Source organism: Bacillus sp. Pc3 (assembly GCF_000815145.1).
Lineage (GTDB): Bacteria > Bacillota > Bacilli > Bacillales > Bacillaceae > Bacillus > Bacillus velezensis.
The window spans coordinates 3714688-3740854 of sequence record NZ_CP010406.1 but is presented as its reverse complement, the minus strand read 5'-3'; the positions used below and the strand labels follow the sequence as shown (position 1 = coordinate 3740854).

General features: G+C 48.3%; 33 protein-coding genes and 1 pseudogene. 9 read left to right on the top strand and 25 right to left on the bottom strand.

Going from position 1 to position 26167, the window contains the following annotated elements; translation table 11 throughout:
* Positions 1-15: 15 nt before the first annotated feature.
* The 12 genes from SB24_RS17925 to SB24_RS17870 all read right to left on the bottom strand — a co-directional run bounded on the left by SB24_RS17925 (position 16) and on the right by SB24_RS17870 (position 10737).
* Positions 16-834 carry a purine-nucleoside phosphorylase gene (locus tag SB24_RS17925; protein WP_007409407.1) on the bottom strand — a complete coding sequence of 273 codons (819 nt, stop codon included), beginning with the start codon at positions 832-834 and terminating at the stop codon, positions 16-18.
* A gap of 11 nt (positions 835-845) precedes the next feature.
* Complete coding sequence (deoB, locus tag SB24_RS17920; RefSeq protein WP_015417748.1) at positions 846-2030, bottom strand: phosphopentomutase; 1185 nt, start codon at positions 2028-2030, stop codon at positions 846-848.
* Positions 2031-2197: 167 nt separating this feature from the next.
* Positions 2198-3088, bottom strand: coding sequence for a site-specific tyrosine recombinase XerD (xerD, locus tag SB24_RS17915; RefSeq protein ID WP_007612347.1), 891 nt, complete (start codon positions 3086-3088; stop codon positions 2198-2200).
* A gap of 7 nt (positions 3089-3095) precedes the next feature.
* Positions 3096-3323 (bottom strand): YqzK family protein, encoded by a 228-nt coding sequence (locus tag SB24_RS17910; RefSeq protein WP_003153331.1) that lies wholly within the window; start codon positions 3321-3323, stop codon positions 3096-3098.
* A 115-nt stretch (positions 3324-3438) separates the two neighbouring features.
* Complete coding sequence (gene fur, locus SB24_RS17905; protein WP_003153330.1) at positions 3439-3888, bottom strand: ferric iron uptake transcriptional regulator; 450 nt, start codon at positions 3886-3888, stop codon at positions 3439-3441.
* 112 nt (positions 3889-4000) lie between these two features.
* Complete coding sequence (gene spoIIM, locus SB24_RS17900; protein WP_039254634.1) at positions 4001-4645, bottom strand: stage II sporulation protein M; 645 nt, start codon at positions 4643-4645, stop codon at positions 4001-4003.
* 76 nt (positions 4646-4721) lie between these two features.
* Positions 4722-4949 (bottom strand): hypothetical protein, encoded by a 228-nt coding sequence (locus tag SB24_RS17895; protein WP_012117898.1) that lies wholly within the window; start codon positions 4947-4949, stop codon positions 4722-4724.
* Between the two features lie 56 nt (positions 4950-5005).
* Entirely contained in the window at positions 5006-5296 is a 291-nt protein-coding gene (locus SB24_RS17890) for a hypothetical protein (RefSeq protein ID WP_039254632.1), read from the bottom strand.
* A gap of 112 nt (positions 5297-5408) precedes the next feature.
* Positions 5409-6722: an NAD-dependent malic enzyme gene (locus SB24_RS17885; RefSeq protein WP_039254631.1), complete on the bottom strand. Its 1314-nt coding sequence runs from the start codon at positions 6720-6722 to the stop codon at positions 5409-5411.
* A gap of 12 nt (positions 6723-6734) precedes the next feature.
* On the bottom strand, positions 6735-8141 hold the full coding sequence (gene nhaC / locus SB24_RS17880) for a Na+/H+ antiporter NhaC (RefSeq protein WP_039254630.1): 1407 nt from the start codon (positions 8139-8141) through the stop codon (positions 6735-6737).
* 141 nt (positions 8142-8282) lie between these two features.
* On the bottom strand, positions 8283-9710 hold the full coding sequence (gene aspA / locus SB24_RS17875; protein ID WP_003153322.1) for an aspartate ammonia-lyase: 1428 nt from the start codon (positions 9708-9710) through the stop codon (positions 8283-8285).
* Between the two features lie 37 nt (positions 9711-9747).
* Positions 9748-10737, bottom strand: coding sequence for a type I asparaginase (locus SB24_RS17870; protein ID WP_022553011.1), 990 nt, complete (start codon positions 10735-10737; stop codon positions 9748-9750).
* A gap of 176 nt (positions 10738-10913) precedes the next feature.
* Here SB24_RS17870 and SB24_RS17865 point away from each other — a divergent pair, with 176 nt between their 5' ends.
* Positions 10914-11267, top strand: coding sequence for a helix-turn-helix domain-containing protein (locus SB24_RS17865; RefSeq protein ID WP_007409399.1), 354 nt, complete (start codon positions 10914-10916; stop codon positions 11265-11267).
* A 10-nt stretch (positions 11268-11277) separates the two neighbouring features.
* On the opposite strand, the gene SB24_RS17860 is transcribed toward SB24_RS17865, so the two are convergent.
* Together SB24_RS17860 and SB24_RS17855 are read right to left on the bottom strand one after the other, a co-directional pair.
* Positions 11278-12441: a TIGR00375 family protein gene (locus tag SB24_RS17860; protein WP_039254626.1), complete on the bottom strand. Its 1164-nt coding sequence runs from the start codon at positions 12439-12441 to the stop codon at positions 11278-11280.
* A complete protein-coding gene (locus SB24_RS17855; RefSeq protein ID WP_031378964.1) occupies positions 12441-12995 on the bottom strand; it encodes an NUDIX hydrolase in 555 nt (184 codons plus the stop codon). Before SB24_RS17855 ends, SB24_RS17860 begins: the two co-directional genes overlap by 1 nt.
* Positions 12996-13073: 78 nt before the next feature.
* Between SB24_RS17855 and mciZ the strand changes: the two genes are divergently transcribed.
* Together mciZ and SB24_RS17845 are read left to right on the top strand one after the other, a co-directional pair.
* Positions 13074-13196: a Z-ring formation inhibitor MciZ gene (gene mciZ / locus SB24_RS17850; protein ID WP_003153315.1), complete on the top strand. Its 123-nt coding sequence runs from the start codon at positions 13074-13076 to the stop codon at positions 13194-13196.
* Between the two features lie 62 nt (positions 13197-13258).
* Positions 13259-14179, top strand: a complete 921-nt coding sequence (locus tag SB24_RS17845) for an aldo/keto reductase (protein WP_015417754.1) — start codon at positions 13259-13261, stop codon at positions 14177-14179.
* Positions 14180-14211: 32 nt separating this feature from the next.
* On the opposite strand, the gene SB24_RS17840 is transcribed toward SB24_RS17845, so the two are convergent.
* Complete coding sequence (locus SB24_RS17840) at positions 14212-14436, bottom strand: YqkE family protein (RefSeq protein ID WP_007409396.1); 225 nt, start codon at positions 14434-14436, stop codon at positions 14212-14214.
* A 122-nt stretch (positions 14437-14558) separates the two neighbouring features.
* On the opposite strand from SB24_RS17840, the gene SB24_RS17835 reads away from it, so the two are divergent.
* On the top strand, positions 14559-15473 hold the full coding sequence (locus tag SB24_RS17835) for an alpha/beta hydrolase (RefSeq protein WP_039254624.1): 915 nt from the start codon (positions 14559-14561) through the stop codon (positions 15471-15473).
* 39 nt (positions 15474-15512) lie between these two features.
* Here the strand turns inward: SB24_RS17835 and SB24_RS17830 are convergent, their stop codons facing one another.
* From SB24_RS17830 to SB24_RS17810, 5 genes and pseudogenes are all read right to left on the bottom strand, one after another.
* A complete protein-coding gene (locus SB24_RS17830) occupies positions 15513-15752 on the bottom strand; it encodes a DUF2552 family protein (RefSeq protein ID WP_003153307.1) in 240 nt (79 codons plus the stop codon).
* Complete coding sequence (locus SB24_RS17825; RefSeq protein ID WP_014305346.1) at positions 15727-16089, bottom strand: iron-sulfur cluster biosynthesis family protein; 363 nt, start codon at positions 16087-16089, stop codon at positions 15727-15729. Before SB24_RS17825 ends, SB24_RS17830 begins: the two co-directional genes overlap by 26 nt.
* 74 nt (positions 16090-16163) lie before the next feature.
* A pseudogene (locus SB24_RS17820) lies at positions 16164-17129 on the bottom strand (GNAT family N-acetyltransferase); the annotation flags it as partial.
* Positions 17126-17470, bottom strand: coding sequence for an antibiotic biosynthesis monooxygenase family protein (locus tag SB24_RS17815; RefSeq protein WP_015240143.1), 345 nt, complete (start codon positions 17468-17470; stop codon positions 17126-17128). The pseudogene SB24_RS17820 and the gene SB24_RS17815, both read right to left, overlap by 4 nt.
* Before the next feature lie 12 nt (positions 17471-17482).
* Positions 17483-17953, bottom strand: coding sequence for a GNAT family N-acetyltransferase (locus SB24_RS17810; RefSeq protein ID WP_012117908.1), 471 nt, complete (start codon positions 17951-17953; stop codon positions 17483-17485).
* Positions 17954-18168: 215 nt separating this feature from the next.
* Here SB24_RS17810 and SB24_RS17805 point away from each other — a divergent pair, with 215 nt between their 5' ends.
* The 5 genes from SB24_RS17805 to SB24_RS20065 all read left to right on the top strand — a co-directional run bounded on the left by SB24_RS17805 (position 18169) and on the right by SB24_RS20065 (position 21467).
* A complete protein-coding gene (locus tag SB24_RS17805; RefSeq protein WP_015417758.1) occupies positions 18169-19395 on the top strand; it encodes a DNA polymerase IV in 1227 nt (408 codons plus the stop codon).
* Positions 19396-19410: 15 nt separating this feature from the next.
* Entirely contained in the window at positions 19411-19755 is a 345-nt protein-coding gene (locus tag SB24_RS17800) for a YolD-like family protein (protein ID WP_007409390.1), read from the top strand.
* Positions 19756-19856: 101 nt separating this feature from the next.
* Positions 19857-20063: a YqzH family protein gene (locus SB24_RS17795; RefSeq protein ID WP_003153294.1), complete on the top strand. Its 207-nt coding sequence runs from the start codon at positions 19857-19859 to the stop codon at positions 20061-20063.
* Positions 20064-20136: 73 nt separating this feature from the next.
* The gene (locus tag SB24_RS17790) at positions 20137-21219 is read left to right on the top strand and encodes an AI-2E family transporter (protein ID WP_015417760.1); all 1083 of its coding nucleotides are present in this window, start codon (positions 20137-20139) and stop codon (positions 21217-21219) included.
* An 80-nt stretch (positions 21220-21299) separates the two neighbouring features.
* Positions 21300-21467, top strand: a complete 168-nt coding sequence (locus SB24_RS20065) for a DUF4083 domain-containing protein (protein ID WP_094032266.1) — start codon at positions 21300-21302, stop codon at positions 21465-21467.
* 1 nt (position 21468) lies between these two features.
* On the opposite strand, the gene SB24_RS17785 is transcribed toward SB24_RS20065, so the two are convergent.
* The 5 genes from SB24_RS17785 to SB24_RS17765 form a co-directional block, all read right to left on the bottom strand.
* Positions 21469-21858 (bottom strand): VOC family protein, encoded by a 390-nt coding sequence (locus SB24_RS17785; RefSeq protein ID WP_029973629.1) that lies wholly within the window; start codon positions 21856-21858, stop codon positions 21469-21471.
* A gap of 24 nt (positions 21859-21882) precedes the next feature.
* Complete coding sequence (gene coaA, locus SB24_RS17780; RefSeq protein WP_015417761.1) at positions 21883-22842, bottom strand: type I pantothenate kinase; 960 nt, start codon at positions 22840-22842, stop codon at positions 21883-21885.
* A 75-nt stretch (positions 22843-22917) separates the two neighbouring features.
* Positions 22918-24267 carry a D-serine ammonia-lyase gene (gene dsdA / locus SB24_RS17775; protein WP_039254614.1) on the bottom strand — a complete coding sequence of 450 codons (1350 nt, stop codon included), beginning with the start codon at positions 24265-24267 and terminating at the stop codon, positions 22918-22920.
* A 16-nt stretch (positions 24268-24283) separates the two neighbouring features.
* Positions 24284-25060 (bottom strand): SDR family NAD(P)-dependent oxidoreductase, encoded by a 777-nt coding sequence (locus tag SB24_RS17770; protein WP_031378961.1) that lies wholly within the window; start codon positions 25058-25060, stop codon positions 24284-24286.
* A 5-nt stretch (positions 25061-25065) separates the two neighbouring features.
* Positions 25066-26025 (bottom strand): MBL fold metallo-hydrolase, encoded by a 960-nt coding sequence (locus tag SB24_RS17765; RefSeq protein WP_015417764.1) that lies wholly within the window; start codon positions 26023-26025, stop codon positions 25066-25068.
* Between the last annotated feature and the right edge of the window lie 142 nt (positions 26026-26167).

Genomic DNA, 26167 nt, shown 5'->3' with positions numbered 1-26167 from the left:
CTGACTGATGCTGACTTATTTTTGAGATCGTGCGACTACGGCTTTTACAAGCTTCAAAAAGCCGCCTTTTACTTTTTCCGTCATTTCCATTACTTCTTCATGGGATAACGGCTGGTCAAGAATACCTGCCGCCGCGTTGGAAATGCATGAGATGCCGAGCACGCGCATCCCCGCGTGGTTGGCGACGATGACTTCCGGCACGGTCGACATGCCGACAGCGTCAGAACCCATCGTTCTTAAAAACCGAACCTCAGCTGGCGTTTCGTAAGATGGCCCCGTAACAGCTGTATACACCCCTTTTTGAACAGGAATGCCCAGCTCATCGGCCGTTTTTTCAGCCAAGCCTGACAGCTCTTTGTCATAGGCTTCTGACATGTCCGGGAATCTCGGTCCGAATTCAGCTTCGTTCGGCCCGATTAACGGGTTGGTGCCCGTAAAGTTGATGTGGTCTGTAATAATCATCAGATCGCCGGCCCGGAATTCAGTGTTGATACCGCCGGCTGCGTTCGTCACGACAAGGGATTCAACGCCGAGCGCCTTCATTACGCGGACGGGAAATGTGACCTGATCCATTGAGTAGCCTTCATAGTAATGAAAGCGGCCCTGCATCGCGATGACCTGCACACCTTCAAGCGTTCCCATCACAAGCTGGCCGGCATGGCCTTCTACCGTTGAGACCGGAAAATCAGGGATCGTTTCATATGTAAGCTTGACAGCTCCTTCAATTTCATCGGCCAATACGCCGAGCCCTGACCCTAAAATCAGACCGATCTTTGGTGTTTCTTTCACGTGTTCTTTAATAAATGCAGCAGCACGTTCGATCTTTTGTTTCAAAAAAAGTCCCCCTACTGTAATCTTGATAAAAAGCTTTTTCCGTATTCCGGCTTTTCCGTTTTGAAATTATCCGCAATGGTTGCGCCGATATCGGCAAATGTATCCGCAAGCGGCAGCTGTTCAGTGTGTTTGTGCTTTTTGCTGTACACAAGAAGCGGCACATACTCCCGCGTGTGATCCGTGCCGTGATGGACAGGATCATTGCCGTGATCCGCAGTGATGATAAGCAGATCGTCTTCTTTCATTTTCTCAAACACTTCCGGAAGCCTTGCGTCGAATTCCTCGAGCGCTTTTCCGTACCCTTCCGGATCGCGGCGGTGTCCGTACAGCGCGTCAAAATCAACGAGGTTGGCAAAGCTCAGGCCCGTGAACTCTTCACCGAGCGTTTCAATCACTTTGTCCATGCCGTCCATATTAGATACCGTCCGGCGGGAAGATGTAATGCCTTCTCCGTCATAAATATCAGAAATTTTGCCGATGGAAATGACGTCTAATCCGCTGTCTTTCATTCCGTTCATTACCGTGCGGCCGAACGGTTTGAGCGCATAATCATGACGGTTCGGCGTGCGTTTGAAGCTGCCCGGTTCTCCGACGAACGGTCTTGCGATAATCCGGCCGACCATGTACTTCGGATCAAGCGTCAGTTCTCTTGCCGTTTCACAGATGCTGTACAGTTCGTCAAGCGGAACGACATCTTCGTGAGCCGCAATCTGCAGTACGGAATCTGCTGATGTATAAACGATCAGCGCACCCGTTTCCATATGTTCTTTTCCGAGCTCATCCAGAATCGCCGTGCCTGAAGCCGGCTTATTTCCGATGATTTTCCGTCCTGAACGCCGCTCAAGTTCCTGAAGAAGTTCATCCGGAAATCCTTCCGGGAACACTTTAAACGGTTTTTCAATGTAGAGGCCCATAATCTCCCAGTGCCCCGTCATCGTATCTTTCCCGTTTGACGCCTCCTGCATTTTTCCGTAGTACGCAAGAGGGTGCTCCGTTTTTTCCACGCCCTTAATGTCTCCGATCAGTCCGAGACCGAGCTGCGCCATATGGGGCATATGTAAGCCGTTCATGTGCTCTGCGATGTGTCCGAGCGTATTTGCGCCTATATCATTAAAATCGGCGGCGTCCGGCGCTTCACCGATTCCGACAGAATCCATTACGATCAAAAATACCCGGTTATATTTGTATTCAGACATCATAAAAGCCTCCTTTTCTTCCATCTGTCCATTGTAGCTTACAGAGGTCAGACAACTCAAGTATAAACCGTTTACATTCTTGTTGACAATGCCGATTCAAATAATTAGAACCTTCTCTGTATTCCGCCAATCCGGCAAAAAAGCCGCGGCCCCTCTGGCAGCGGCTCCTAAGCGCGCGGATGATACTGTTTGTACACGTCCTTCAGCCTTGTTTTCGTCACATGCGTATAAATTTGCGTCGTGGAAATATCGGCATGTCCGAGCATCTCCTGCACGGCGCGCAGATCCGCCCCGTTTTCGAGCAGGTGCGTTGCAAAGGAGTGCCGGAGCGTGTGCGGTGTCAGCTCTTTTTTAATCCCCGCTTCAAGGGCGATTTTTTTCAGGTTTTTCCAGAATCCCTGACGGCTGATCTGCCTGCCGTGATGATTCAGAAAAAGCGCTTCGGTTACGTTTTTCTTTAATAATTTCCCTCTGGCTTTTTCAATGTATGCTTCTATCGCATGGGAAGCGGCTTCACCAATCGGCACAATCCGCTCTTTCCGCCCTTTTCCGAAGCAGCGGACAAATCCCATCGTCAAATGGACGTCGGATAATTTTAGCTCGATCATCTCGCTGACCCTGATACCGGTTGCGTACAGCAGTTCAAGCATGGCTTTATCCCTGAGACCGAACGGGCTGTCAAGCTTAGGCGTGTCCAATAACCGCTCAACTTCGTGAAGCGCCAATACTTTCGGAAGCGTCCGCTCTGTTTTTTGTGTTTCAATATGTACCGAAGGATCTTTATCCGCGGCTTTTTCCCTTAACAGAAATTGATGAAAAGACCGGATCGACGCCAAATGCCTCGCAGACGTCTTGCCGGATTTCCCGGAGTCCTTTATATGCTTTAAATATTGAATAATATGAAGACGGGTCACATCATTCCATGAAGTGATCTGAAGGCTTTCAGTTAAGAAGAGAGAATAACTTTTCAGATCACGCTCATAGGACATCATCGTATTTTGGGACAGCCCTCTTTCAACCCTCACATAATGGATGAAATCCTTAATTTGATCCTTCACTCTTGATCTACTCCCCGTTTTGGTAAAAAAAGATCAATCGGCCGAACCAGCCGTCTTTCTCCTCATGTTCCGTTTTGGCCACTTTGACGGCGGAGCCTTCCGGTTTATCGTACCGATGATAGTTTTCATACTCTGAATTCACCCATATCATAGCATAATAGAACAGCGCGGTAAAACCTGTGAACAGAATAAACACTTTGATCGTATCCGCGGCTGTTTTTAAGAATCTGCCCATCTTTCGATCGACCCTTTCTTTTGGCGGCTGTTAGTACACCTTATGCCAATTTCAAAGGCTTTTATACATAAAAACAGCAAAAAACCCTTTCCTGGCAGAAAAGGTTCGTAGGCTTTTACTCTGTTTCATCCCCGCGGCAGCGGTGGCAGATTCCGTGAAAAGTCAATCTATGATCTTTAATTTTAAATTTCCAATCACGTTCAATCACTTCTTCAACGTCTTCAAGCAGATCTTCTTCAATTTCATCGACGGCTCCGCACTCCATGCACACCAAATGGTGATGAAAGTGAGCCGCGCCTTCTTTGCGAAGGTCGTAGCGGGATACGCCGTCCCCGAAGTTAATTTTATCAACGACTTTTAATTCTGTTAATAATTCTAATGTACGGTATACTGTAGCGAGACCAATTTCAGGAGATTTCTCTTTTACGAGGAGGTATACATCTTCTGCGCTTAAATGGTCTTCTTCGTTTTCAAGCAGCACTCTTACCGTTGCTTCCCGCTGTGGCGTAAGCTTGTAGCTTGACGAGTGCAGCTGCTTTTTAATTCGATCAATACGGTTTTCCATGTCTTTCCCTCCTACGCCGCATTCCATGACTCATTATAACAAAATACGCGCAGAGTTCCAACTATAATTATTATAAACTGATAAATAAAAGTATTATTTTGTGATAATCATTCTAAAATATGCGTGATGACAGCTTTTCCATAAACAGCGGAGACACGTACGCCTCGAGCAGCGAAGCGATGACCGAGAAGAAAACGATGAGAATCAGCACGAAGGCGTAGCGTCCGAACCATTGGATCGGCGCGTCATGAAGGCTGCGTTTGACAAACAGCTGCCGGATCAGTTTCAGTGAAAAAGCGATAGAGCATGTCCCCATGATAAGATACGCCGGAATGAGAACGACGTTTTGCGGCAGAACCGAAATAAATGACAGGAAAAACCCGTTCATCCCCATTTGATTCACTAAAAAACCGACCGTGAAGCCGACGACGATTCCTTTTAAAAACACCATAATGAAAATAACCGGAAGACCGATCACGGAAATACCGAGGATCCACATCAGCCCCAAATATTTTACATCATGAAAGACGGCCTGCCAAAACATTTCTGAAGCGCCGGCATGTTTTCCGTCAGACAGCTGTCCGAAAAACTTGCTTAAATAGTAATACAAATCTTCTTTCTGCGTGATGGTCATGCTGTTGACGATGATCGCCCCGAAAATGACTCCCATAAAAAACAAGACGAACACAAATATATAAAGTGACAGATGATCCTTTACATGGCGAAAAAACAGTTCTTTGTACGATTGTTTTCTCATACCGCTTTCCTCCCGCTAATCTATTGACTTGATTTAGTAGATTGTATGAAAGAAAAGAGAAAACATGACAGAGAAATCATAGAAAGGCGCGAGATTCGGGCATAAAAAAAGAACCCCCGTCATCACTCCGGTGATCATAGGGGTTCCTTTTTTTATGCTTTATTCTTTCAAGCCTGTCTTTTTTGGTCTTCGTCACTCTTTCATGGGTGCTGAAAGACGGCGCCGTCCCCCTTGACAGGACTGCGTCACGCATTCCGTTTCTTTTGAGATGCTCCCGCATTTTTTTCGTTTTGCTCTTCGCCATGTGCCAATCGCTCCTTTTTCCCTTTTCTTTATCATAACAAAAAAATCCAGATGTGTTCATGAATACGGCTCATGTTTCGACCGGTAAGCGCGCAGAGACGTTTTGGCAGATGAATAGCTCCCCATTGCGGCGTATCCGTAAAAAAACCCCATAAAAATCCCCGCATACACGTGTTCATGATGACCGAAAACGATAGACACTATATTTCCGGCAGCAAGGGCAATCGTGGGAACGAATATGCCCGGAACCCGGCAGAACACTTTGATCAGCTGTGTGACGCATAAGACGACCGGCACGCCGATCACAGCATCCCAAATATTTGTATGGATCAGCGGAAAATAATCCACATCGACACCTCTTTATTCCGTCTTTTGCTATCTGTTAGCCTGCCTAAGAATTCCGCTTCCTATTCATGATAAAAAAACAGCACCGGCACACATCCGGTACTGTAAGAGTTGTTTATTTCCCTGCCGCGGCCCGTTCTACGGCTGCTGATACGGCTTGATGCACGTCGGCATCCAAAGGCTGAGGCACGAGATCGCCGTGTTTTGTGCAAGAGGCGATGGCTTCTGCGGCCGCCACAAGCATTTCATGGTCGATTTTCTTGCTTTTGGCGTTCAGCGCGCCGCGGAAAATCCCCGGGAAGCCGAGAACATTATTGACCGAACGGCCGTCAGCTGCATAAGCGGCTCCGGCTTGTAATGCCTCTTCCGGTTCAATCTCCGGCTTCGGATTAGATAAAGCCAGAATGACGTGTCCTTTTCTGACATCCTCTTTTTTAATGAGACCCGGAACTCCTGTGGTGCTGATCACAATGTCACACGTGTCCATTAATTCTTTGATGCTTCCAAGCGGCTGACCTCCGTACTGAGCGAGGCGGTTCATTGCGTCTTCTGACTTGTCCGTTCCGCAGACCGCTTTGACTCCGTATGCCATAAACATGCGGCAGATGGCGACGCCTGCCGCGCCGAGACCGATCTGACCGACCTTCGCTTCTTTTAAATCAAGACCGGCGCTTTTACAAGCGGAAATGGCTGCGGCGAGCGTGACGACCGCCGTGCCGTGCTGGTCATCGTGCATAACCGGAATGTCCAGTTCTTCTTTCAGGCGGTCTTCAATGTCAAAGCAGTGGGGCGAACCGATATCTTCAAGCAGAATTCCGCTGAACCCCGGGGAAATATGTTTTACCGTGCGAATGATTTCTTCCGGATCAGAGGTATCGAGCAAAATCGGAATTCCGCTGATACCCGCCAGCTGGTCAAAAAGCGCGGCTTTCCCTTCCATTACGGGCATTCCGGCGACAGAGCCGATATTGCCGAGGCCGAGAATCGCCGTTCCGTCGGTGACAATGGCGACAGAATTGCTGATTGTCGTATAGATGGACGCTTTATCAGGCTCGTTTTCAATCAGTCGGCACACATCGGCGACACCCGGCGTATAAACACGGCCAAGCTCAGCCAATGTCCGGATCGGCATTTTGCTTTTCATCTGAATTTTGCCGCCTTCATGAGCAGAGAGCACTTCATCTGAGACTGTATGAAGCCGGATGCCTTCACCGAGAGCTTCAATGGCTTGAATGATTTCCTGCAGCTGCTCTTCATTTTCGGCCTGCACAGTGATGTTGCGCATTGTGTAGTTCGGGCCGACTTTAACGGTTTCAACTTCCCCGATATCTCCGCCCATCACTCCGATGGCGGTTGCCACTTTTCCGAGATTTCCGGGAACAGTCGGCGTTTCAATCATTAACGTCCGAATCATATGCTTTGTAATCATGAAATGAACCTCCTAACCCAATTTTTGAGATTGCAAGGATTTTTCTTTCGTGTACCAAATGAATTTCCCCGTGTACCCGTACAATATTGCCAGTCCGATAGATACAAAACTGAGCCACATGAACGGCAGATAAGAAAATGTGGATACGCCGAGAATGCCGGCCATATAGATGCCGTTATCAGACCACGGCACCATCCCTGAAGTAAGCGTGCCGCCCACCTCTGCGTTCCGGGATAAAACTCTTCTGTCAAGTTTCAGTTTATCATAACTGTTCTCCATGATTTTCGGCGTCAGGATCAATGACACGTACATCGCACAGCCGAAAATGTTTCCTAAAAGGGCGACGATCAATGTCGAAAGCGTCACATTTCCCGGTGTGGTCAGCTTTTTCTCAAAAGTTGAGACAATCACTTTTAATACGCCGAGCTTCTCAAGAATTCCTCCAAAACCAAGACCGAAAAGGATAACGACTAACGTATCCAGCATACCGGTAATGCCTCCGCGGTTTAACAGGCCGTTTAAAAATTCGACGTCCGTTTTAATGGAAAAACCATTATAAGCAGTCGCGATGGCACTGGCAAAATTCATTCCCTGAAAGACGGAAGCCCAGATTGCGCCAAGCAAAGCACCGATGACGATAACGGGCATAGACGGCTTTTTCAAAATCAGAAGGACAACGACGACAACAGCCGGAATGAGCATCCATATATGAATGTCAAACGTTTTCTGCAATGAAGATTTTAAAAATTCCACTTTGCCAAGATCAATATTTTTTCCGCCGTATATAAATCCCGTTACGGTAAACAGAATGGCCGTAATAATATAGGACGGAATTGACAGATACATCATCGCTCTGACGTGTGACAGCACATCCACCTTAGAAAGCGTGGAGGCAAGCACCGTACTGTCAGACAGCGGTGAAAGCTTGTCTCCGAAGTAAGCGCCGGACAAAACGGCTCCCGCCACGATCGGAAGCGGTATACCCATTCCCTCTCCGATGGCAATCATGGCGATTCCCGCGGTTCCCACGGTTCCCCACGACGTTCCGGTCGCAACGGACATAACGGAACAAATAACCAGTGTAGCCAGAAGGAAAACATGAGGATTAATAAACTCTAAACCATAATAAATTAACGTCGGCACAACGCCGCCGGCAATCCATGTCCCGACGAGCGCACCGACCGAAACAAGAATCAACACTGCTTCAAGACCGTTTGATATCCCGGTGACAATCGAAGCCTGCAAGTCTTTATATGAATATCCCAGTCTGACTCCGAGAATAATAGCGATAAACCAGGATATAAATAGAGCAAGCTGAATCGGCAGGTCTAAAAATACTGTAAATGATAAGACAAGCGCTAAAAACCCGAATAATAAGATAATAATTTCCAATAAATTTGGCAATCTGGCCTCTTTCACAAGAAAATCCCCCTAGAAGAAAAAAGCTAAAACGCTTTCATCAAATGATATAACAAATTATACTATACTGCCTCATCCCTTTGTATGGCAACCGCCTATTCACTAAAAAACGTGAAAAGGCGGCTGTTGTTGCTTTAAAATTTATTTTTCTAATAGATCTTTTCCGGCAATCCCCGGTTTTGTCATTTCATACGGATTCAAAATGATATCCAATTCTTCTTCTGTCAGTACATCATTTTGAAGGCAAAGATCTCTTACAGATTGCCCCGTCATGATTGCTTCACGGGCAATTCGCGCAGCCGCTTCATACCCGAGATGCGGATTGACCGCTGTAATGACGCCGACGCTTTTTTCCACGTATTGCTTCAGACGTTTTTCGTTGGCTTCAATTCCCGCCAGACAATGATCGGTAAATGAACGGAACCCGTTATTCATGATGCTGATGGATTGAAGCAGGTTAAATACGAGTACCGGCTCCATTACGTTAAGCTCCAGCTGGCCCGCTTCTGAAGCGAGGCAGATCGTATTGTCATTCCCGATGACCTGGAAGGCGATTTGGTTGATCAGCTCTGCCATTACAGGGTTGACTTTCCCAGGCATAATGGATGATCCCGGCTGACGGGCGGGCAGTGAAATTTCCGCAAGTCCCGCGCGCGGACCTGAAGCCATTAAGCGCAGATCGTTGGCGATTTTAGACATGTTCATCATGCATACTTTCAACGCGGCTGAAACTTCCGTATACGCATCAGTGTTTTGTGTGGCGTCAACCAAATGGCCGGCGCCGACAAGCGGCAGTCCGCTGATGTCAGCCAGGTGTTTCACAACCTGTTCTATGTAGCGCGGATCGGCGTTAAGCCCCGTACCTACGGCCGTTGCCCCCATGTTTACTTCATACAGATGCTGGCGGGATTGTTTAATTCGCTTTATGTCACGCTCAAGCACGCGGCTGTATGCTTCAAATTCCTGTCCGAGACGGATCGGCACAGCGTCCTGAAGGTGTGTGCGCCCCATTTTAATGACAGAATCAAATTGTTTCGCTTTATCTTTAAAGACACTGAGCATATGCGCCATCGTATCAAGGAGCTTATCCAAAAGTTTCAATGTTGAAATATGGATTGCCGTCGGGAACACGTCGTTCGTCGATTGTGACATGTTGACGTGTGTGTTCGGGCTGAGGTGAATGTATTCACCTTTTTTATGCCCCATGATTTCAAGAGCCCTGTTGCCGATTACTTCGTTGGCATTCATGTTCATGGACGTTCCGGCTCCCCCTTGGATCGGATCGACGATAAATTGGTCATGCCATTTTCCCTCAAGAATTTCATCTGCGGCCTGTACAATCGCATTTCCGATTCCTTCATACAGCCGTTTTACATCCATGTTGGCAAGCGCCGCCGCTTTTTTGACGATGGCGAGCGCATTAATCATTTCTTCGTGGATGCGGTAGCCGGTAATCGGAAAGTTTTCTTTCGCGCGCAGCGTTTGTATTCCGTAATACACATCAGCTTCAATTTGTTTTTCTCCGAGGAAATCTTTTTCCTGACGATATTCTTTTTGCGCGTTTGTCATGCTAAAACCCTACTTTCTCTTTGTGGTAGTCATGTTTTTACAGTACAACGTCGTCTGCGATCGGTGTCTCCATAATGTTTTTGACTTCAGCCAAGTTGTGAGACTGGCCGAGCGCCCACATTAATTTCGGCACGATGGCTTCCGTGTTCATATTTCTGGAGCGGATAATGAGATCTTGATTGACTCTTCGGCCGACTTCATAGACGCTCATGTCCTCTCCTTCTTCAAGACATTGTGTCGTAATGACGACGACAATGCCGCTTTCAATCATTTCATTGACTTTGGCGAGAATGTCTCTTCCTTCAAACGGCACACCGCCGCTGCCGTAGCTTTCAATGACGATTCCTTTGTACATGCCCTTTAATGCGTCAAACATTTCCGGTTTCAGCCCCGGGTGGAGCTTGAGCAGGCACACGTCCGTGCAAAGTGAAGTATTGACCGTAAAAGCATCGTCTTTTGGGATGTGCACTTGTTTGTTGTATTCAATTCCGTTTTCGGTAATAAACGCGATATACGGATAGTTAATGCTCTCAAATGCATCATAGCTTTTCGTTCTTAATTTAATGGCGCGTGTGCCTTGAATGACTCTGCCGTCAAATACGACGTATACGCCGCCCACCCCTTCACATGCGAAGCGGATCGCGTCCGTGATATTTTTTTTGGCATCGGTTTTTTGAAATGTAATCGGGATTTGCGAACCCGTAATGACGATCGGTTTATCAGCATGCTGAAGCATATAAGACAGTGCCGCTGATGTATAAGCCATTGTGTCTGTCCCGTGCGTAATGACGAACCCGTCATATGCGTCATATTTTTCTTTGACAGCATTTGCGATTTCGGCCCAATATTCAGGCTGCATATTTGTGCTGTCGATGTTCATTAACGAATGGGTTTCCATCGTGTAATCGTTATCAAGTTTTGATACGTAGGTTAACAATTCGTCTGCTTTCACCCCGGGTGCAAGCCCGTTTTCTCCTTCGACTGAGGCGATTGTTCCTCCGGTTGTTAACAGCAATAATTTTTTCATACCCTGCACCTCTTCATCCATTTCTCAAGATGTGTTAAGCATTCGCTTTTCGCATACTTTTAATCAAATTATAGACAGACGAATGAAATTAATCAAGTGATTATTATTCAATTCGCGTACACTTTTGCATATCGATATGATATAATTTGCTCAAGTGAAAAGGAGCGGTTTTGAATATGAATTTAGATCGTTTAACTGAACTGAGAAAAAAGAAAAATTGGTCTCTTCAATATACGGCTGACCGTCTCGGCATCGCCAAAAGCACGTACGCCGGGTATGAATCAGGATACCGGCGTCCGTCATTCGAGGCGCTAGGCACGCTTGCCGATCTGTTTGACACGACGTGCGACGATTTACTCGGGCGCACTGAAAAAAAGGCGGAGCCGTTTGCCCAGACCATCGAATTAACAAACGCCGCACAAGGCCGCGGCACACTGACCGTTGACGGACAGCCGCTGAATCAGGATGAAATCATCGAATTGATTGCGTTTGTCCGCACGAAAAAGAAGGTGCAGGAGGAGCTCCGCTAAAAACCGGCTTTTACGGCTTGATTCTGCCGTACGTCCCTCCGCCCCCGGCCTCAAGGACGAGCTGCCCGGTACGCGCTTTATGAATGACAGCCGCTATTTTAGGCTGGACGACACGCGCCAATTCCTCTTCTTGCGCCTGATGAAGAATCGCCATCTCCGTCCCGAAGGCCCGCTTCAGTTTTTCTAACGTTTTCGGCCCGACCCCGGGAATGAACTGCAGCGGGATTTGATGAATATACGGCGGCCGCGGCATGCGGCTTTTTTTCGGTCCGCTCAGTTCCTCCAGCCGTTCACTGACCCCTTTTGTCATTGTTTTCCCCCCGCACTCCGGACATGCGGAAGCTCCTTTTTCAACCGGGCTGCCGCAGCGGTCGCAAGCCGTCCGGTAATACTTCCCGAGCTTCGGGTTCAGCCCGTAATTCGCCGTGATTTTTCTTCCGTCCTTCCCTTTTAAAGCCAGCGAAAATTCCGTGAAATTCGCTTCTTTAAGAAGCATTTCATTATATTCTCTGCCGATTTTTCCTAAGGAATGCGCATCAGAATTTGTTAAAAATGTATACGGATCAAGTTCTGTTACCCGCGAAGCCATGTCGGTGTCACAGCTTAATCCGAGTTCCGCCGCGTCAATGAGCGCCGGGTCGAAAACTTCTGTCAAAGAAGATATGACTCCTTTTCCGTACAGGCTTTTATGCGGGGTGAACATATGGGCGGGAATAAACAGCCCGCCCAATTCCTTTGTTTTCCTTTGAAGATTCAAACCGGTTTCATAAATGCGCTGGGAACTGAGATGGATATTTTTAAGCCTTTTTGCAAGCCACTCAGAAAACATCTTCATTTCGGCAAGAGACGGCATAAAGACGAGAGCGTGAATCGGCCCGCGGCATGTGTGATCATAGATTTCAAGCTCACTGCCCAACAGAAGCGTCGTATTCCGATACCGGATGCCGCCTTCTTTCAGCTCACGGTATCTGCCTTCATCAATTCCGCGCTCGATTTCTTCTATGACTTCCGGGGAATGGCAGTCGATGATGCCCAATAGTTCAATTCCCTTCCCCTCACTGGCTTCTTCTAAAATCCGGTGCAGCGTCAACGTTTTGGCCCCGGTGATTTTGACCGGTTTTCCCGTATAGGTGCGGCCGATATGAATATGCAGATCCGCATAGATGGTTTTCATCATTTTTCCTTCAGCGCTTCTTTCAGCTGGAGATACTGAATCGCGTACGCCGTTTTTGCGTCATACACCCTGCGGGATTCAATCAGCTTCACGGCCTCTTCAAGCGTGACCTGCATGACTTCGACAAATTCATCCTCATCCAGCTCTCGTTTTTCTTCCAGCGGCGAAAGCCCTTCCGCAAGAAAGAGATGCACGATTTCATCAGCAAACCCGGGTGATGTATAAAAAGCGGTGATTTTCGTCAAGGTTTCCGCCGTATATCCCGTTTCTTCCTCGAGCTCTCTTAACGCCGTATGTTCCGGCTCTTCCCCCTTTTCAAGCTTCCCGGCCGGAATTTCAACGATTGTCCGTTCCAGCGGCTTTCTGAACTGGTTCACCAAAATGATTTTTCCTTCCTCGGTCACCGCAAGTACGGCCACCGCTCCCGGATGTTTGACGATTTCCCGCTTGCTTGTTTTTCCGTTCGGGAGCTCTACATCCTCTAAGTAAAGATCTATGACTTTCCCGTCATACAGCTTTTTTTTCGCAAGTGTTTTTTCTTCTAAATGTCTCATCATGTCATCTCCCGTTCTGTCTCTCTATTATGCCTCATATATTTTATCATACATGCATGAGAGGGAGGTGCTTTTCGATTGAAGGTGTACCGGAAGGATAAAAGTATCGTATTGGTCGGAAAGGCGTGGGAAGTGCGGGCTAAACTGAAAGAATACGGACGGACATTCCGCTATGTCGGAGATTGGATCACCGGGCCTTAACAGTTGAAAACTTCGCGCCTTTATATTACGGTCAATAAAAGACTATAAAAAGGAGCGAAACGATGAGAAAACGCACACTGGGACATTCTGATTTAGAAATAAGCGAAATCGGGCTCGGCTGTATGTCGCTGGGCACGGATAAAGTTAAAGCGCTGTCTATTTTGGATGAAGCGATCGAGCTTGGAATCAATTATTTAGATACCGCTGATCTTTATGATTTCGGCAGAAATGAGGAAATTGTCGGGGAGGCCGTCAAAAACCGCAGACACGACATCATTTTAGCCACGAAAGCCGGAAACCGCTGGAATGATGATAAAGACGGCTGGCATTGGGACGCTTCCAAAGGATACATAAAAGAAGCGGTCAAAAACAGCCTGCGCCGGCTGAAAACGGACTATATCGACCTTTATCAGCTGCATGGCGGCACGATGGAAGATCATATTGACGAAACGATCGAAGCATTTGAGGACTTAAAACAGGAAGGTGTCATCCGGTATTACGGCATTTCCTCGATTCGTCCGAATGTTATTAAAGAATATGTGAAAAAATCAAATATCACCAGCATTATGATGCAATACAGCCTGCTGGACCGGCGTCCCGAGGAGTGGCTTCCCCTTTTAGAGGAGAACGGAATCAGCGTAGTCGCAAGAGGGCCTGTCGCTAAAGGGCTTCTTACGGAAAAACCGCTTGATCAAGCGGCCGCAAGCGTAAAAGAGAACGGCTATTTAACATATTCTTTTGCAGAACTGGCAGAAACCAAAAAAGCGATCAGCGCTGCCGCACCTGACTTGAGCATGACGGAGCTTTCTCTTCAATACTTACTGTCACAGCAGGCCGTCGCTTCTGTCATCACCGGAGCCAGCTCACTTGAGCAGCTGAGAGAAAACTGTTCGGCTGCAGAGGCCCGGCGTTTAAGCAGCCAGGAAATCAAAGCCCTGCAATACCATACAAAACGGGACGTATACGAAGCCCATCGTTCTTAAATCATAAAACCGGCACCTTTTCAGATGCCGGTTTATTTATATTTGTGCCAATCGAGACTGCTTTCATTCAGCAGCTCTTCAAAGCTTTTATGTTTTTCTTTTTCTTTTCGTTTTCTGATTTGTTCCGCCTTTTGCTGCGCCTGTTTTTTCTCGTCTTCTTCCTTCAGCTCACTTTTCATTTGCAAAAGCCTGGCCTTCAGATCTTCCTCCAGATCGTCTTTTAAGCTGTGTTTTTCTTTAGGCAGCTGCTTTTTCATCATTACGCCCCCCGTATCTGAATATGGTGAAGCAAGTGTACCACGGAGCGCCGGAGGCCGGCAACGTTCACGGTCCTGAAAAGCCGGAGGAAGGATTTTTCATATGAAAGGAGGGTGCCTGTGTGAAAAAACGGCTGGCGGTGTTCGGTTCGGCTTGCGCAGTCTTTTTGGCTGCCGGATTCGCTTTTACGAATCTGATTATGTTTATGAAGAAAAAGACGGATGAAGATATCATGAAAAAAGAAACGGCGGACGGGCATGATAGATTTGATTCCTTTCAGGCCATGGAAAAAGAAGAGGCTGTCATCCTGTCACGCCACGGGTATGAGATCAAAGGCTTTTACGTCGCCCCGCATCATACGGCAAACACCATGATTATTTGTCACGGCGTTACCGTAAATTCGTTCAATTCATTGAAATACATGGATTTATTTTTAGATTTAGGATGGAATGTGCTCGTATATGACCACCGCGGGCACGGAAAAAGCGGCGGCAGAACGACGAGCTACGGCTATTTTGAAAAAGATGATTTGGAAGAAGCCGTGAATTGGGTGAGACACAAAACCGGAGACGGCGGTCAAATCGGCATCCACGGGGAATCGATGGGAGCGGTGACGGCCTTATTATACGCGGGCGGGCATCAGGATGAAAACGGCGCTGATTTTTATATTGCGGACTGTCCGTTCGCAAGCTTTCGCGATCAGCTCGCCTACAGGGTGAAGCGGGAGTTCCGGCTGCCTCCGTGGCCGCTTCTGCCTTTGGCTGATTTCTTTTTGCGGATGAGAGAAGGATACCGTATCCGTGATGTATCGCCTCTATCGGTTATCAGCCGAATCCGGCAGCCCGTGCTGTTTATTCACAGTAAGGAAGATGATTATATACCTCCCGCTTGTTCCGAATTGCTGCACCGCAAAAAACGCGGCCCTAAGATGCTCTATCTGGCCGAATCGGGCGGGCATGCCATGTCGTACACCAAAAATCCGGAGAGCTACCGTAAAGCCGTTCAAACCTTTTTAGATACCATGACGCAAACGTAAAAAAGCGAAAGAACGTATGCTGGTTCTTTCGCTTTCACGTCATAAAACGTCGGTAATCCCGTCCATATTTTCTCCGATCCAGTCAATGGCGAGGTCGATTGTCGTAAACTCCTGCGCTTTGAAGGTCATCTCATCCTGAAGCAGCCAGACATCCTTCTGAACGGATTCAGCGCCTCCGATGGACCAGTGCAGCAGACTGTACGGGTGGTTGTTGTTCAGAAAGGATACCCACGTTTTATGCTGTGCCGTCTGTTTAATGGCTTTCAGCTTTTGATTCACTTTCCGTTTCTCCCTGCTTTACTAATATGCTCATTCTCGGGCTCAGCATCTCTGCCGGGCTTTTTAAGACGAGCGTTTTTGCCTTTTCATTGTAATCGATTGTCATTTCCTCGTCAAAAAACACTTTTTGTGAGGTCTGGATGTAAAGCGGAAGTCCGTTGGTTTCAATGGCTTCGCATTGTCCCGTTAATTCGTCCGCCAGCCAGATGGTCGGCACGCCGCTCACCGCGCACCCGCAGCCTTCTGCGTCATAGCGGAGCTGCGCTTTTTTCCCCGGGTTGGCGTCCATTGCCTGCTGAAGTGTGTGTTTCGCCGCATCCGTCACATGTATTTGCATAGATGATCCTCCGTTTTTCATTTTCGCCATTGTAGCATACCGAGCCGCTGTATGCATTGTTTCTGCTTTCTTTACAGCAGCCCGCTCTCCCAGACCTTTGCCTCTTGTTCAGCCGCCTTGATCCAATCATTTTTTCCTTCACTATATTTTTCCATATCGTATGGGTACGTCTTAGCGAGGTGCCGTTTCAGTTCCATGTATTGAGCCGCTTTTTCAGGCTTTGCGGTGAGGAAATCCCGGAACAGCAGATGACGCTTCACGTCCGGATGGCCTGTTTCGTATATGTGAACGTGGTGTGTGCGCTTGCTGCCGCCTTTTTGAAAGAAACGCCGGCCCTCTAGCCCGTTTTCCCCTTTCGCCTCATAGCCGAGTGCTTCCAGCTGCGGACTGAATCGGTCAGCGTCCGAAATATCTTTAACCTCCGCCAGTATATCAATGACGGGTTTGGCGGCCATCCCCGGGATAGAGGTGCTGCCGATGTGTCTGACAGAATGAAGTGCTGGGCCGAAGATTCGGATCAAGTCCGCCTTCTCTCTTTCAAACATTTCTTTCCATTCCGGCTTGTACGGAACAACTTCCGCTTTCCTCTTCGGATAAAGATGAAAAAACGAGAGGGCCAGCCCTTCCGGCGTCTCTATCTGTCCGGCTTCTGTGAAACCTGTTTTTAAATAGAGAGAGACTGCCGGAACGTTTTGGCTGGCGGTAGCCGCCTCTATTTTTTGGGCGTCCCGGTTCTCGTCTATCACAAATTGAATAAGCGCCCGTCCGATTCCTTTTCGAAAGCCGGACGGGTGCACCGTCAGCCTGCATATGACAAGGTCATATCCCTTTTTTTCATACGAAATGACGCCTGCAAGCTGATCTTTTTCCTTGAAACCGGCAAACGTCTCCCGTGACCGCTGTATATCATCGGGTGTTTCATGCAAGGCGGGGATGCCGAAAAAGCCGATCAGCTCTGCTTCTTTTTGATAAGAGCAGCGCTGAACCGCCGCAATTTCCCGCGCGGTCTGTTCTTGTGTATGCTGTAAAAATGTAATCAATCTTCCGCCCCTTTTGACGCAAACATCCGCTGTGACTCCGTCTTCGTAATGCGGACCGCGTACGCTTCATACCAGGCGGTTTTTCCTTTTTGTTTTGCCGCCTGGTGGTCCGTATGGTCTTTCCACCTTTTAATCGCTTCCAGGCTGTCCCAGTAGGAAACCGTGATGCCGCAGCCGTTTTCCTCCCGAACGCTTTCCGCGCCTAAAAAGCCCGGCTGTCCGCCTGCCAAATTCATCATGCGCTCTGCCGTATGTTCATATTCCTCATCATATTTTCCCTTTATTGATGAAAAAATGACCGCATAATAGGGCGGTTTGGGCGTGTCAGCTAAAAAACCCATATTCATCCCCCTCTACATATATTTCACAAACAGAATCCGGTCTTCTCCCGGACCGTCATAATTCGCAAAAACAGGGATTCCGTTTACGGTTTTGGTTCCTTTTTCAGCTTCAAAGCCTAATTTTGTATGATAAGCGATTGATACTTTATTGACAGGCGCCGTCACGCAATTGACTTTTGTGCAGCCCCTTTTCTTCACCGTCTCCATAAATCGGTCGTAGAGCTGTTTTCCAATTTGCATTTTTCTGAAATCCGGATGCACACCGGAAAAATGAATGTAGGCTGTCTCAGGGTCTGATTGCGACTGAAAACCGATTAAAAAACCGGTCATTCCCTCCGGCCCGTACGTGATAAAGCTTGTGTCCTGAAAATGTTCAAAAAACAAGCGCGGCAGTTTGTCTTTCATCTGCCTGCCGCCCCACCATTCATTCAAAACAGACGTAACCATTTCATAGTCTTCAGAGGTAATTGTTCGAATATCCATTATCGATTGACTCTCCTTTTCGTCCGGCAAAATGAATGTCAGCTCTTCTCATTGGAATATAAAAAATTATATGTGGGTTGTTTGCAATTGTAAATGATTTCTTTTCAAGCAAACAAATCAGCACGTCTTCCAGCCGGGGAATGATTTACCAGTATAAACGTGGTCATTGTTCGGGTACAATGAAAAACAGAACAAACGTTCCCGGAGGTTTTTTTATGGCTGATATTCTTCTTGTAGATATGCAATCGTTTTATGCGTCTGTGGAAAAAGCGGAAGCGCCTCATCTCAAAAGCCGGCCCGTGATTGTCTCGGGAGATCCCGAAAGACGCAGCGGCGTCGTGCTTGCGGCTTGTCCGCTCGCCAAACGATACGGCGTAAAAAATGCCGAACGGCTGTGGGAAGCGCAGGCCAAATGTCCCGATGCCGTTATTGTCCGTCCGCGGATGCAGCGGTATATTGATGTATCCGTCATGATTACCGAACTGTTTGAACGGTATACCGATCTTGTAGAACCCTACTCCATCGATGAGCAGTTTCTCGACGTGACCGGAAGCAGGCGGCTGTTCGGTGATCCTTTTACAATTGCCAAAAGCATTCAGCAAGCGATTATGCGTGAATTCGGCATTTATGCCCGTGTCGGCATCGGGCCGAATAAGGCGCTCGCGAAAATGGCTTGCGACCATTTTGCCAAAAAAAACGCATCCGGCATCCACAGATTGGATATGTCAAATATCAGGCAGGATCTGTGGCCGCTGCCGGTCGGAAAATTATTCGGCATCGGAAAACGGATGGAGCATCATTTAAGACGGATGGGCATCAGCACAATCGGCGGGCTTGCCGGACACCCCGCCGAATTGCTGAAAAAACGCTGGGGCATTAACGGCGAATTGCTTCAGCGGACAGCCCGCGGCATCGATCCCTCTCCGGTCACCGTCAACACGCACAGCCGGCAAAAAGCGATCGGCCATAACATGACCCTCCCGAGAGACTACAGCCGCTTTGAGGATATCAAAGTCGTGCTGCTGGAGTTAAGCGAAGAAGTGGCCCGCCGCGCCCGTTTCAAACAATACATCGGCCATACGGTTTCGGTCAGCATCAGAGGCGCTGATTTTGAATTCCCTTCAGGTTTTCACAGACAGAGAAAGCTGGTGTCACCGACTAATTTCGGAATGGATATTTTTAAAACGGCGGTCAAGCTCTTCAAAGAGCATTGGAACGGTGAGCCCGTCCGCAGCGCCGGCGTCTCCCTTTCCCAGCTGGAGCCTTGTGATTATGTTCAGCTGAGCCTGTTCGATGCCCAGGAAAAAAAGATCAGTCTCGGCAAAGTATTGGATGATATTCATGAGCGGTACGGCCCTGCGTCGCTCCTCCATGCCGCTTCACTGACAGAGGCCGGCCAAGCCTTTCACCGGGCTGAAAAAATCGGCGGGCATTACAAATAATTTGAGGTGATATACATGAATCCGAACAAATTAACACCCGGGTATAATGTCATGTGGGAATCAAGCCGGATGATGCTGCCCGAACATCGGGAGCAGCTGCTTGCGAAAAAACGAAAAGAACGGGAATTCCGGCCTCCGGAACTGAGCGAAGAGCAACTGAACGACATGAACCGCATCATTGCGGCGTCGATTGAAGAAGACAGGGCCATTTCGGTCACCTACGCTTCCGCACACGGCCCCCGCCGCTTTTGGGGCTGGGTAAAACAAGTGAGGCATGACGAAAAGCGTTTAAAAATCATAAACGATGAAGATGCGTTAACGCTGCCGTTTCATCGTATTCTCTCAGCTGAATTGGAATAAAAATCCTAACCCGGCCCTGACAGAAAATATGATAGAAGAGTGGGAGGATCACATGATATTTAGTAGAATAAAGATGAATGACAAGAATAGGAGAATATATGATGGATCAATTTATAGAAAAAATGCTGGGACAAGCCCTCCGCCAGTATGGACGGAATGTGTCGACAGATCCGCTGAGCCCCTATGAAAAACAGAGTTTAAAAAAAGCTTTAGAAGAAAGAAGGAATGAAGAACCCGATGAGGATCTCCATGCCCATGTAGAAGATATTATCTACGATTACGTCACCAATCAAGGGCAGTTTTCCTGACACGGACGTTTATGCACCCGGCGATAAGGGAAATGTCCGAGAGTAAACCTTTAAAGATTGCGTGGTGCAGGATATGCCTGTCGGGCCTTATTTCAGGATCGGCTATGCCGTTCTTCTGTTATTTCTCATCATTTATCTCGGAACATTAATAGACTTTTTGTTCCAGCCTGTTGTGATTACGGTTAAAACCTTGTTTCCGCCCATTGTATTATCGGGCGTCCTTTACTATTTGTGCCGCCCGCTCGTCAGAGTGCTGCATGCGAAATTAAAGCTGCCCGAAGGAATCGCGATTTTAGCGATTTATGCGGGAACAGCCGGCCTTTTTGTCCTCTTCCTTTATACGGCGGGCCCTGCCGTTCAAAAACAGTTTACAGCCTTCACAGATCATATTCCGGAGCTTTCCGCAAAAGCTGAAAATTGGATCGGGCATCTCCAGGACAGCAAATGGTTTTCCCGGCTTCAGCATGGGGATTCCTTTAAAAAATTAGCAGACAAAGCCGCAAATTATTCCGGTTCAATCGCTGATTCTCTCAGCAGCCTGGCCGGTACGGCTGCCAATGCCGCCATCACCGCAGCTATTATTCCGTTTGCGCTGTATTACATGTTAAAAGAAGGAAACAAAGCCCCTCGGCGACTGCTGCGGCTTCTTCCGGAAAAACATCAAAAAGAAGGAAAACAAATCCTTCGGGATATGGATGAAGCTCTCAGTTCATACATACAAGGACAGCTGCTCGTCAGTTTCTGTGTCGGCGTTCTCGTCACGATCGGCTATTTTATAATCGGGCTCGATTATCCGCTCGTTCTGGGCGCGTTCGCCATGGTGACAAACCTGATTCCGTTTATCGGGCCTTGGATCGGCACATTTCCCGGAGTCATTGTCGGATTGTTCGATTCACCGACCGAGGCGGTGCTGGTGATTACGGTCGTCGTCATTGTCCAGCAGCTTGAAAGCCAGCTGATTTCCCCGCAAATTATGGGACGGAAGCTGGACATTCACCCGCTGACCATTATTTTTCTTCTGCTTGCCGCCGGCAAATTCTCAGGAATTGCCGGGATGCTGCTGGCCATTCCGGGATATGCGGCCGCAAAAGTGGTCATAAGCCACATGCAGAAACTATTCATTCTCAGAAAAAAAACAAAGCTAGGAGAGAAATGATTCATCCCCCATGTCTTCATATCGGTCAAAATGAAAAAACGGCGGGCTGAAGAAGCCCGCCGCACACGGAGGTAAAAAAGATGAACATCGGTGATGTCATTTTTCAATTGATTTCATTTACTGCAGCCGCATTTTTCCTGTTTGCCGTGATATACGTATTCAGAAGCTTGAACAAGCGCCGCATACAATTGGACAGAATCGAAAAGAAACTCGACGCGCTGCGCGAAGAAAAAAACGAAAAGTTATAGTTCATTCAGAAGCAGGCGCAACGAGCTCCACTTTTATCCGATCCGGGTCCTCCGTGTATACGGCGTAATGCGTGCTTCCGCCTGCATATGGATGGCGGTCCCTGTAAAGCACGGGGCATCCTCTGGCAAGCAGCTTTTCTGTCATCTCGTCAACCTGCTCTCTTGATGCAGCATGAAAAGCCAGATGATTCAGCCCGACCCGGCATCTGTGGTACTCCGGTGTTAAAAAACGCTCCTCTGTCTGTACAAGCACAACATAAAATCCTGCGTTTTTCCAGCTGATGCCGGAGTCCCAATTTTGAAATTCCCTATAACCGAGCTCACCTAAAAACCATCCCCAAAACCGGGCGGAGGCTTTCAAGTCAGATACATACAACTCAATATGATGCATCATAATATTCGCTTCCTCCTCACATCACACCCGCCTTACCAGCACCTCTTCAACTTTATGGCCGTCACCTTTTCTCAAAATCAAATCCGATCTGAATTTTGTCGGCAGGATATTTTCATACAGATTCGGACGGTTGACGCTCTCCCAAATGGAGGCGGCCATGGTATCCGCTTCTGCATCAGACAAATCCTTAAATTTATGAAAATAAGAAGCCGGATCCTGAAAAGCGGTTTCTCTTAAGAGGCGGAAACGCTCCAAATACCACGTGAAAATCCGGCTTTCTTCGGCATCCACATAGATCGAAAAATCAAAGAAATCCGATACAAAAATCCGCGGATCTTCCCTGTCGTCCTCTAAGGTCGGCGACTGCAGGACATTGATTCCTTCGATAATAACGATATCCGCACCTTCGACAACCTCGACGGCGCCCTCTTCCCTGTCATACGTAAGATGGGAATATACGGGCGCCTCCACTCTCTCTTTCCCCGACTTTATATCGTTCAGAAACTCAAGCAGCGCTTTCACGTCGTAGCTTTCCGGGAATCCCTTTCTGGACAGAAGGTTTTTCCTTTTTAATTCCGCCGTCGGATACAAGAAACCGTCAGTTGTCACCAGGCTCACCTTCGGCCTGTCCGGCAGACGGGAAAGAAGCTTTTGCAAAATTCTCGCCGTCGTGCTTTTGCCGACGGCGACGCTGCCCGCGATTCCGATGATAAACGGGATTTTCGCTGAATGCGGATGCTTCAGAAACACATTGACATGCTGATTCCGTCTTGCGGCAGACGTGACATGAAGATGGAGCAGGCGCACAAGCGGAATGTAAATCGTTTCTACTTCGTCCACCGACAGGTAGTCATTCAGCCCCTCTACGGCCTTGGCTTCTTCCTCTGAAACGGCAATGGAAAGATGGCCGCCGAATCCGGCCCACGACTCGCGGCTGTGCTGCGTATACAATGTATGTAAGTTCAATTCTTTACTTTTCACAATTCACACCAATCTCTCTGTATGGCTTTCCGATAAAAAAACAAACGCTTACAAAGATTGTAACGGAAAACCGCTTCACTGTCTGCCCATTTTTTTCAAAAATGAGGAACCGATCCGGCTGTACTCTTCCATTTCCTCCTCCGGAACCATGCTTCCGCCGGTGCTCCACACAAGGTGCACGGCATTTTCCATCTCAAGCCCCCGCTCTTTTATATAACGGTTTCCGGCTTCGGTCTGAACGACCTTGACGGCTCCGGCCAGTCCGGCGAGTGCAGAGGGTTCAAGGCTCTTATTCTCGGCCGCCCTTAATTGATAAAGCAGCGAAAAAAGCGTGCCGTCATCGGCGGTATAACAGCCGCTGATTATAGGCTCCATCAGAGGGCCGGCCAGTCCGGACGGCCTTCCCACCGCGAGTCCGTCGGCGGCCGTTTGATTATCAAGACCGATATCCTGCACGCTGATTCCGTCATGCAAGCCGGAAAACAGTCCTAACAGCATACACGGTGAATGCGTCGGCTCACCGAAAAAAATATGGACATGCTCGCCATAGATCAGCTTTAGCGCAAGCGCGACGCCGCCCGGGCCTCCTCCGACCCCGCACGGCAAATAAACGAAAAGCGGTTCATCTGCATCAGGCTTTATGTTCATTTGGTCGAGCTGCTTTTTCACACGGCTTCCCGCAACGGCATACCCCAAAAACAGATCCCGGGAATGCTCATCATCAATAAAATAACAATAAGGGTCCTGCTTCGCCTGCATGCGCCCCTCTTTGACAGCCAGACTGTAGTCTGCTTCATATTCGATGACGCGAACCCCCTTTTCCCGGAGCAGCTCCTTTTTCCACTGCTTTGCGTCACTGGACATATGAACGGTCACACAAAAGCCGAGCTTCGCGCCGATTATGCCGATACTCAGACCTAAATTGCCCGTAGAGCCGACGGCTATAGAGTATTTTGAGAAAAAAGCGGTAAACCGTTCTTCAGTCAATATGCTGTAATCGTCGTCTGCTGAGAGCATTCCCGCTTTTACCGCGAGATCTTCGGCATGCTTCAGCACTTCGTAAATCCCGCCGCGCGCTTTAATGGAACCGGAAATCGGAAGTTCGTCGTCGCATTTCAAAAGCAGACGCCCGGGGAAAGCCTGAGCGGCGCTGTGTTCCAGATGCTTCTTCATTTCATTAATCAAGACAAGCGGAGATTCAATGAGGCCTCCCTCCGCTTCCGTCTCCGGAAAAGCCGACGCGATATAAGGCGCAAACCGGCGCAGCCTTTCTTCCGCTTCGGCAATCTCCTTTTTCCATTCAGCGCCATGCTTTACTGGATCATCGGTTTTATGCGGATTGATCCAAAATACTTCACGCGCCTCCGCCATTTGCCTGACTAGAGGCTCTGCCATCAATGCCTTGTGTATATCCCGGTCGGACATTCCTTTTTCCCCCTTGTTACTTTTTCTTTAATGCGCGGCCGGCCAGTTTTTCTGTAAACGATGGGAAAAGCTGATACAGCTTCGTCCCGAGGCTCATCCATCGCGGAAGATTCATTTCCCGTTTATCCGTCAGAATCACGGATGTAATACGCTCTGCCACATGGTCGGCATCAAGCATCCATCTGCCGACGCTTTTCACATAACCGCCCTCTTTATCTGCAATTGTAAAGAAGTCTGTTTTGATCGGACCGGGATTAACCGTTGTCACGGCTACACCCGTACCGTCCAGCTCAAGCCGCAACGCATTGGAATACCCTAACACGGCGTGCTTCGTTGCGGAATAAAGGCTTGATTTCGGCGTCGCCAATTTGCCGGCCTGTGAGGCGATATTGATAATATGGCCGCTTTTCGCATGAAGCATCACAGGAAGACAGGCCTTCGTACAGGCGATTAATCCGAAGACGTTGACTTCAAACATTGCCTTCATATCATCCAAAGATGAATCAGCGGCCGTTTCAAAAATGCCGAAGCCGGCGTTGTTGATTAATACGTCAACATGACCGATCAAACGCCTTACGTTTTCAGCCTCTTCTGCATGCCGGACGTCAAACGGAACGACATCACACTGTCCGCCGCGCGCGGTAATCGTCTTTTTCACTTCCTGCAAGCGGTCCTCCCGCCTGGCGGATAAAAAAACATGAGCCCCTTCTGCCGCGCAGGAATATGCAAGCCGTTCTCCGAGTCCGCCGGATGCTCCGGTGATCCAAATCCGCTTATCCGTTAATCTGCCCATTTCCTTCACCCCTTCACAGCTTTAAACTTCAGAGTGTTCCCCGACTGAAAGGATACAGCCTTCCCTTCGGCGGCCAGCACGTCAAGATGGCCGATCGTTTCTGACATCGTTAAAAACAATTCATTTTCATACACAGCCGGAAACAGCCGCCGGCATACCTGGAAAGCCGTCAGCGTTTCCTCTGACAACAGGCGCAGCACATATTCCGACCGGTTTCTCTGTTTTTCAAGCCGCCTGTCAAAAGCAGGCTTTACGTCTGTCAGCAGATCGCCGTGTCCCGGATATAAAAAGGACGGGTTTACGTCATACAGCCGCTTCATTGAGTTCAAGTAGTCGAGCATCGGGGCCGCGCGCACGCCCCCCTTTTCCGGAGCTTCCAGAATCGGATTGGTGGAGCTGTTGGACAAAAGCAGATCGCCGCTGAACATTTCACCGCTTTTTTCATGGTAGAGCGCAATGTGAGAAGCGGCATGACCCGGGATTTCGAGCACCGTCCAGCCGTTAAGCCCGTCAATTTTTCCGCCTTCCCTCACTGTTTTCGTTAACGGACGGTTTGCAGAAAATAAGTATGACAGCTTAACTGTTTTATGTATGTCTTCAGGCGTCAGGGGAACGTCCATTTCAGTCATAAGCGACAGAAAAAAGTCCTCCTGCCGGGCGATATACGACTGATCCTGAGTAATGTACCTGTCATTCAGCGGATGCCCTATTACTTCCGCATCGTCGGAAAAAAGGTGCAGCAGACCTGAATGATCTGCGTGATGATGAGTGAGCACCACCTGTTCTATATCCGCCGCAGAAACCCCGTGTTCCTTAAGCTGCAATGAGAGCGATTCAGCCGCTTCCTTTGTATTCGGGCCGCAATCAATAAGGGTTAAGGCTTCATCTTTTACTAAATAAACGATAACGTCGCCGACTGCAAACGGAGTCGGCACACGTATCGGAATGATCTTTCTCGCTGCCATGTTTACGCTCCTTCGTTCTTTTCATTCCTGAATAATCATATTTTAGCGTTTTCTTTTCACTGTGTCATTATTGCCGCATATCGGAAAAAAAGATTGACATCCCGCTCTTGCGCATAGCATAATGAACAACAAACTAGAAAAC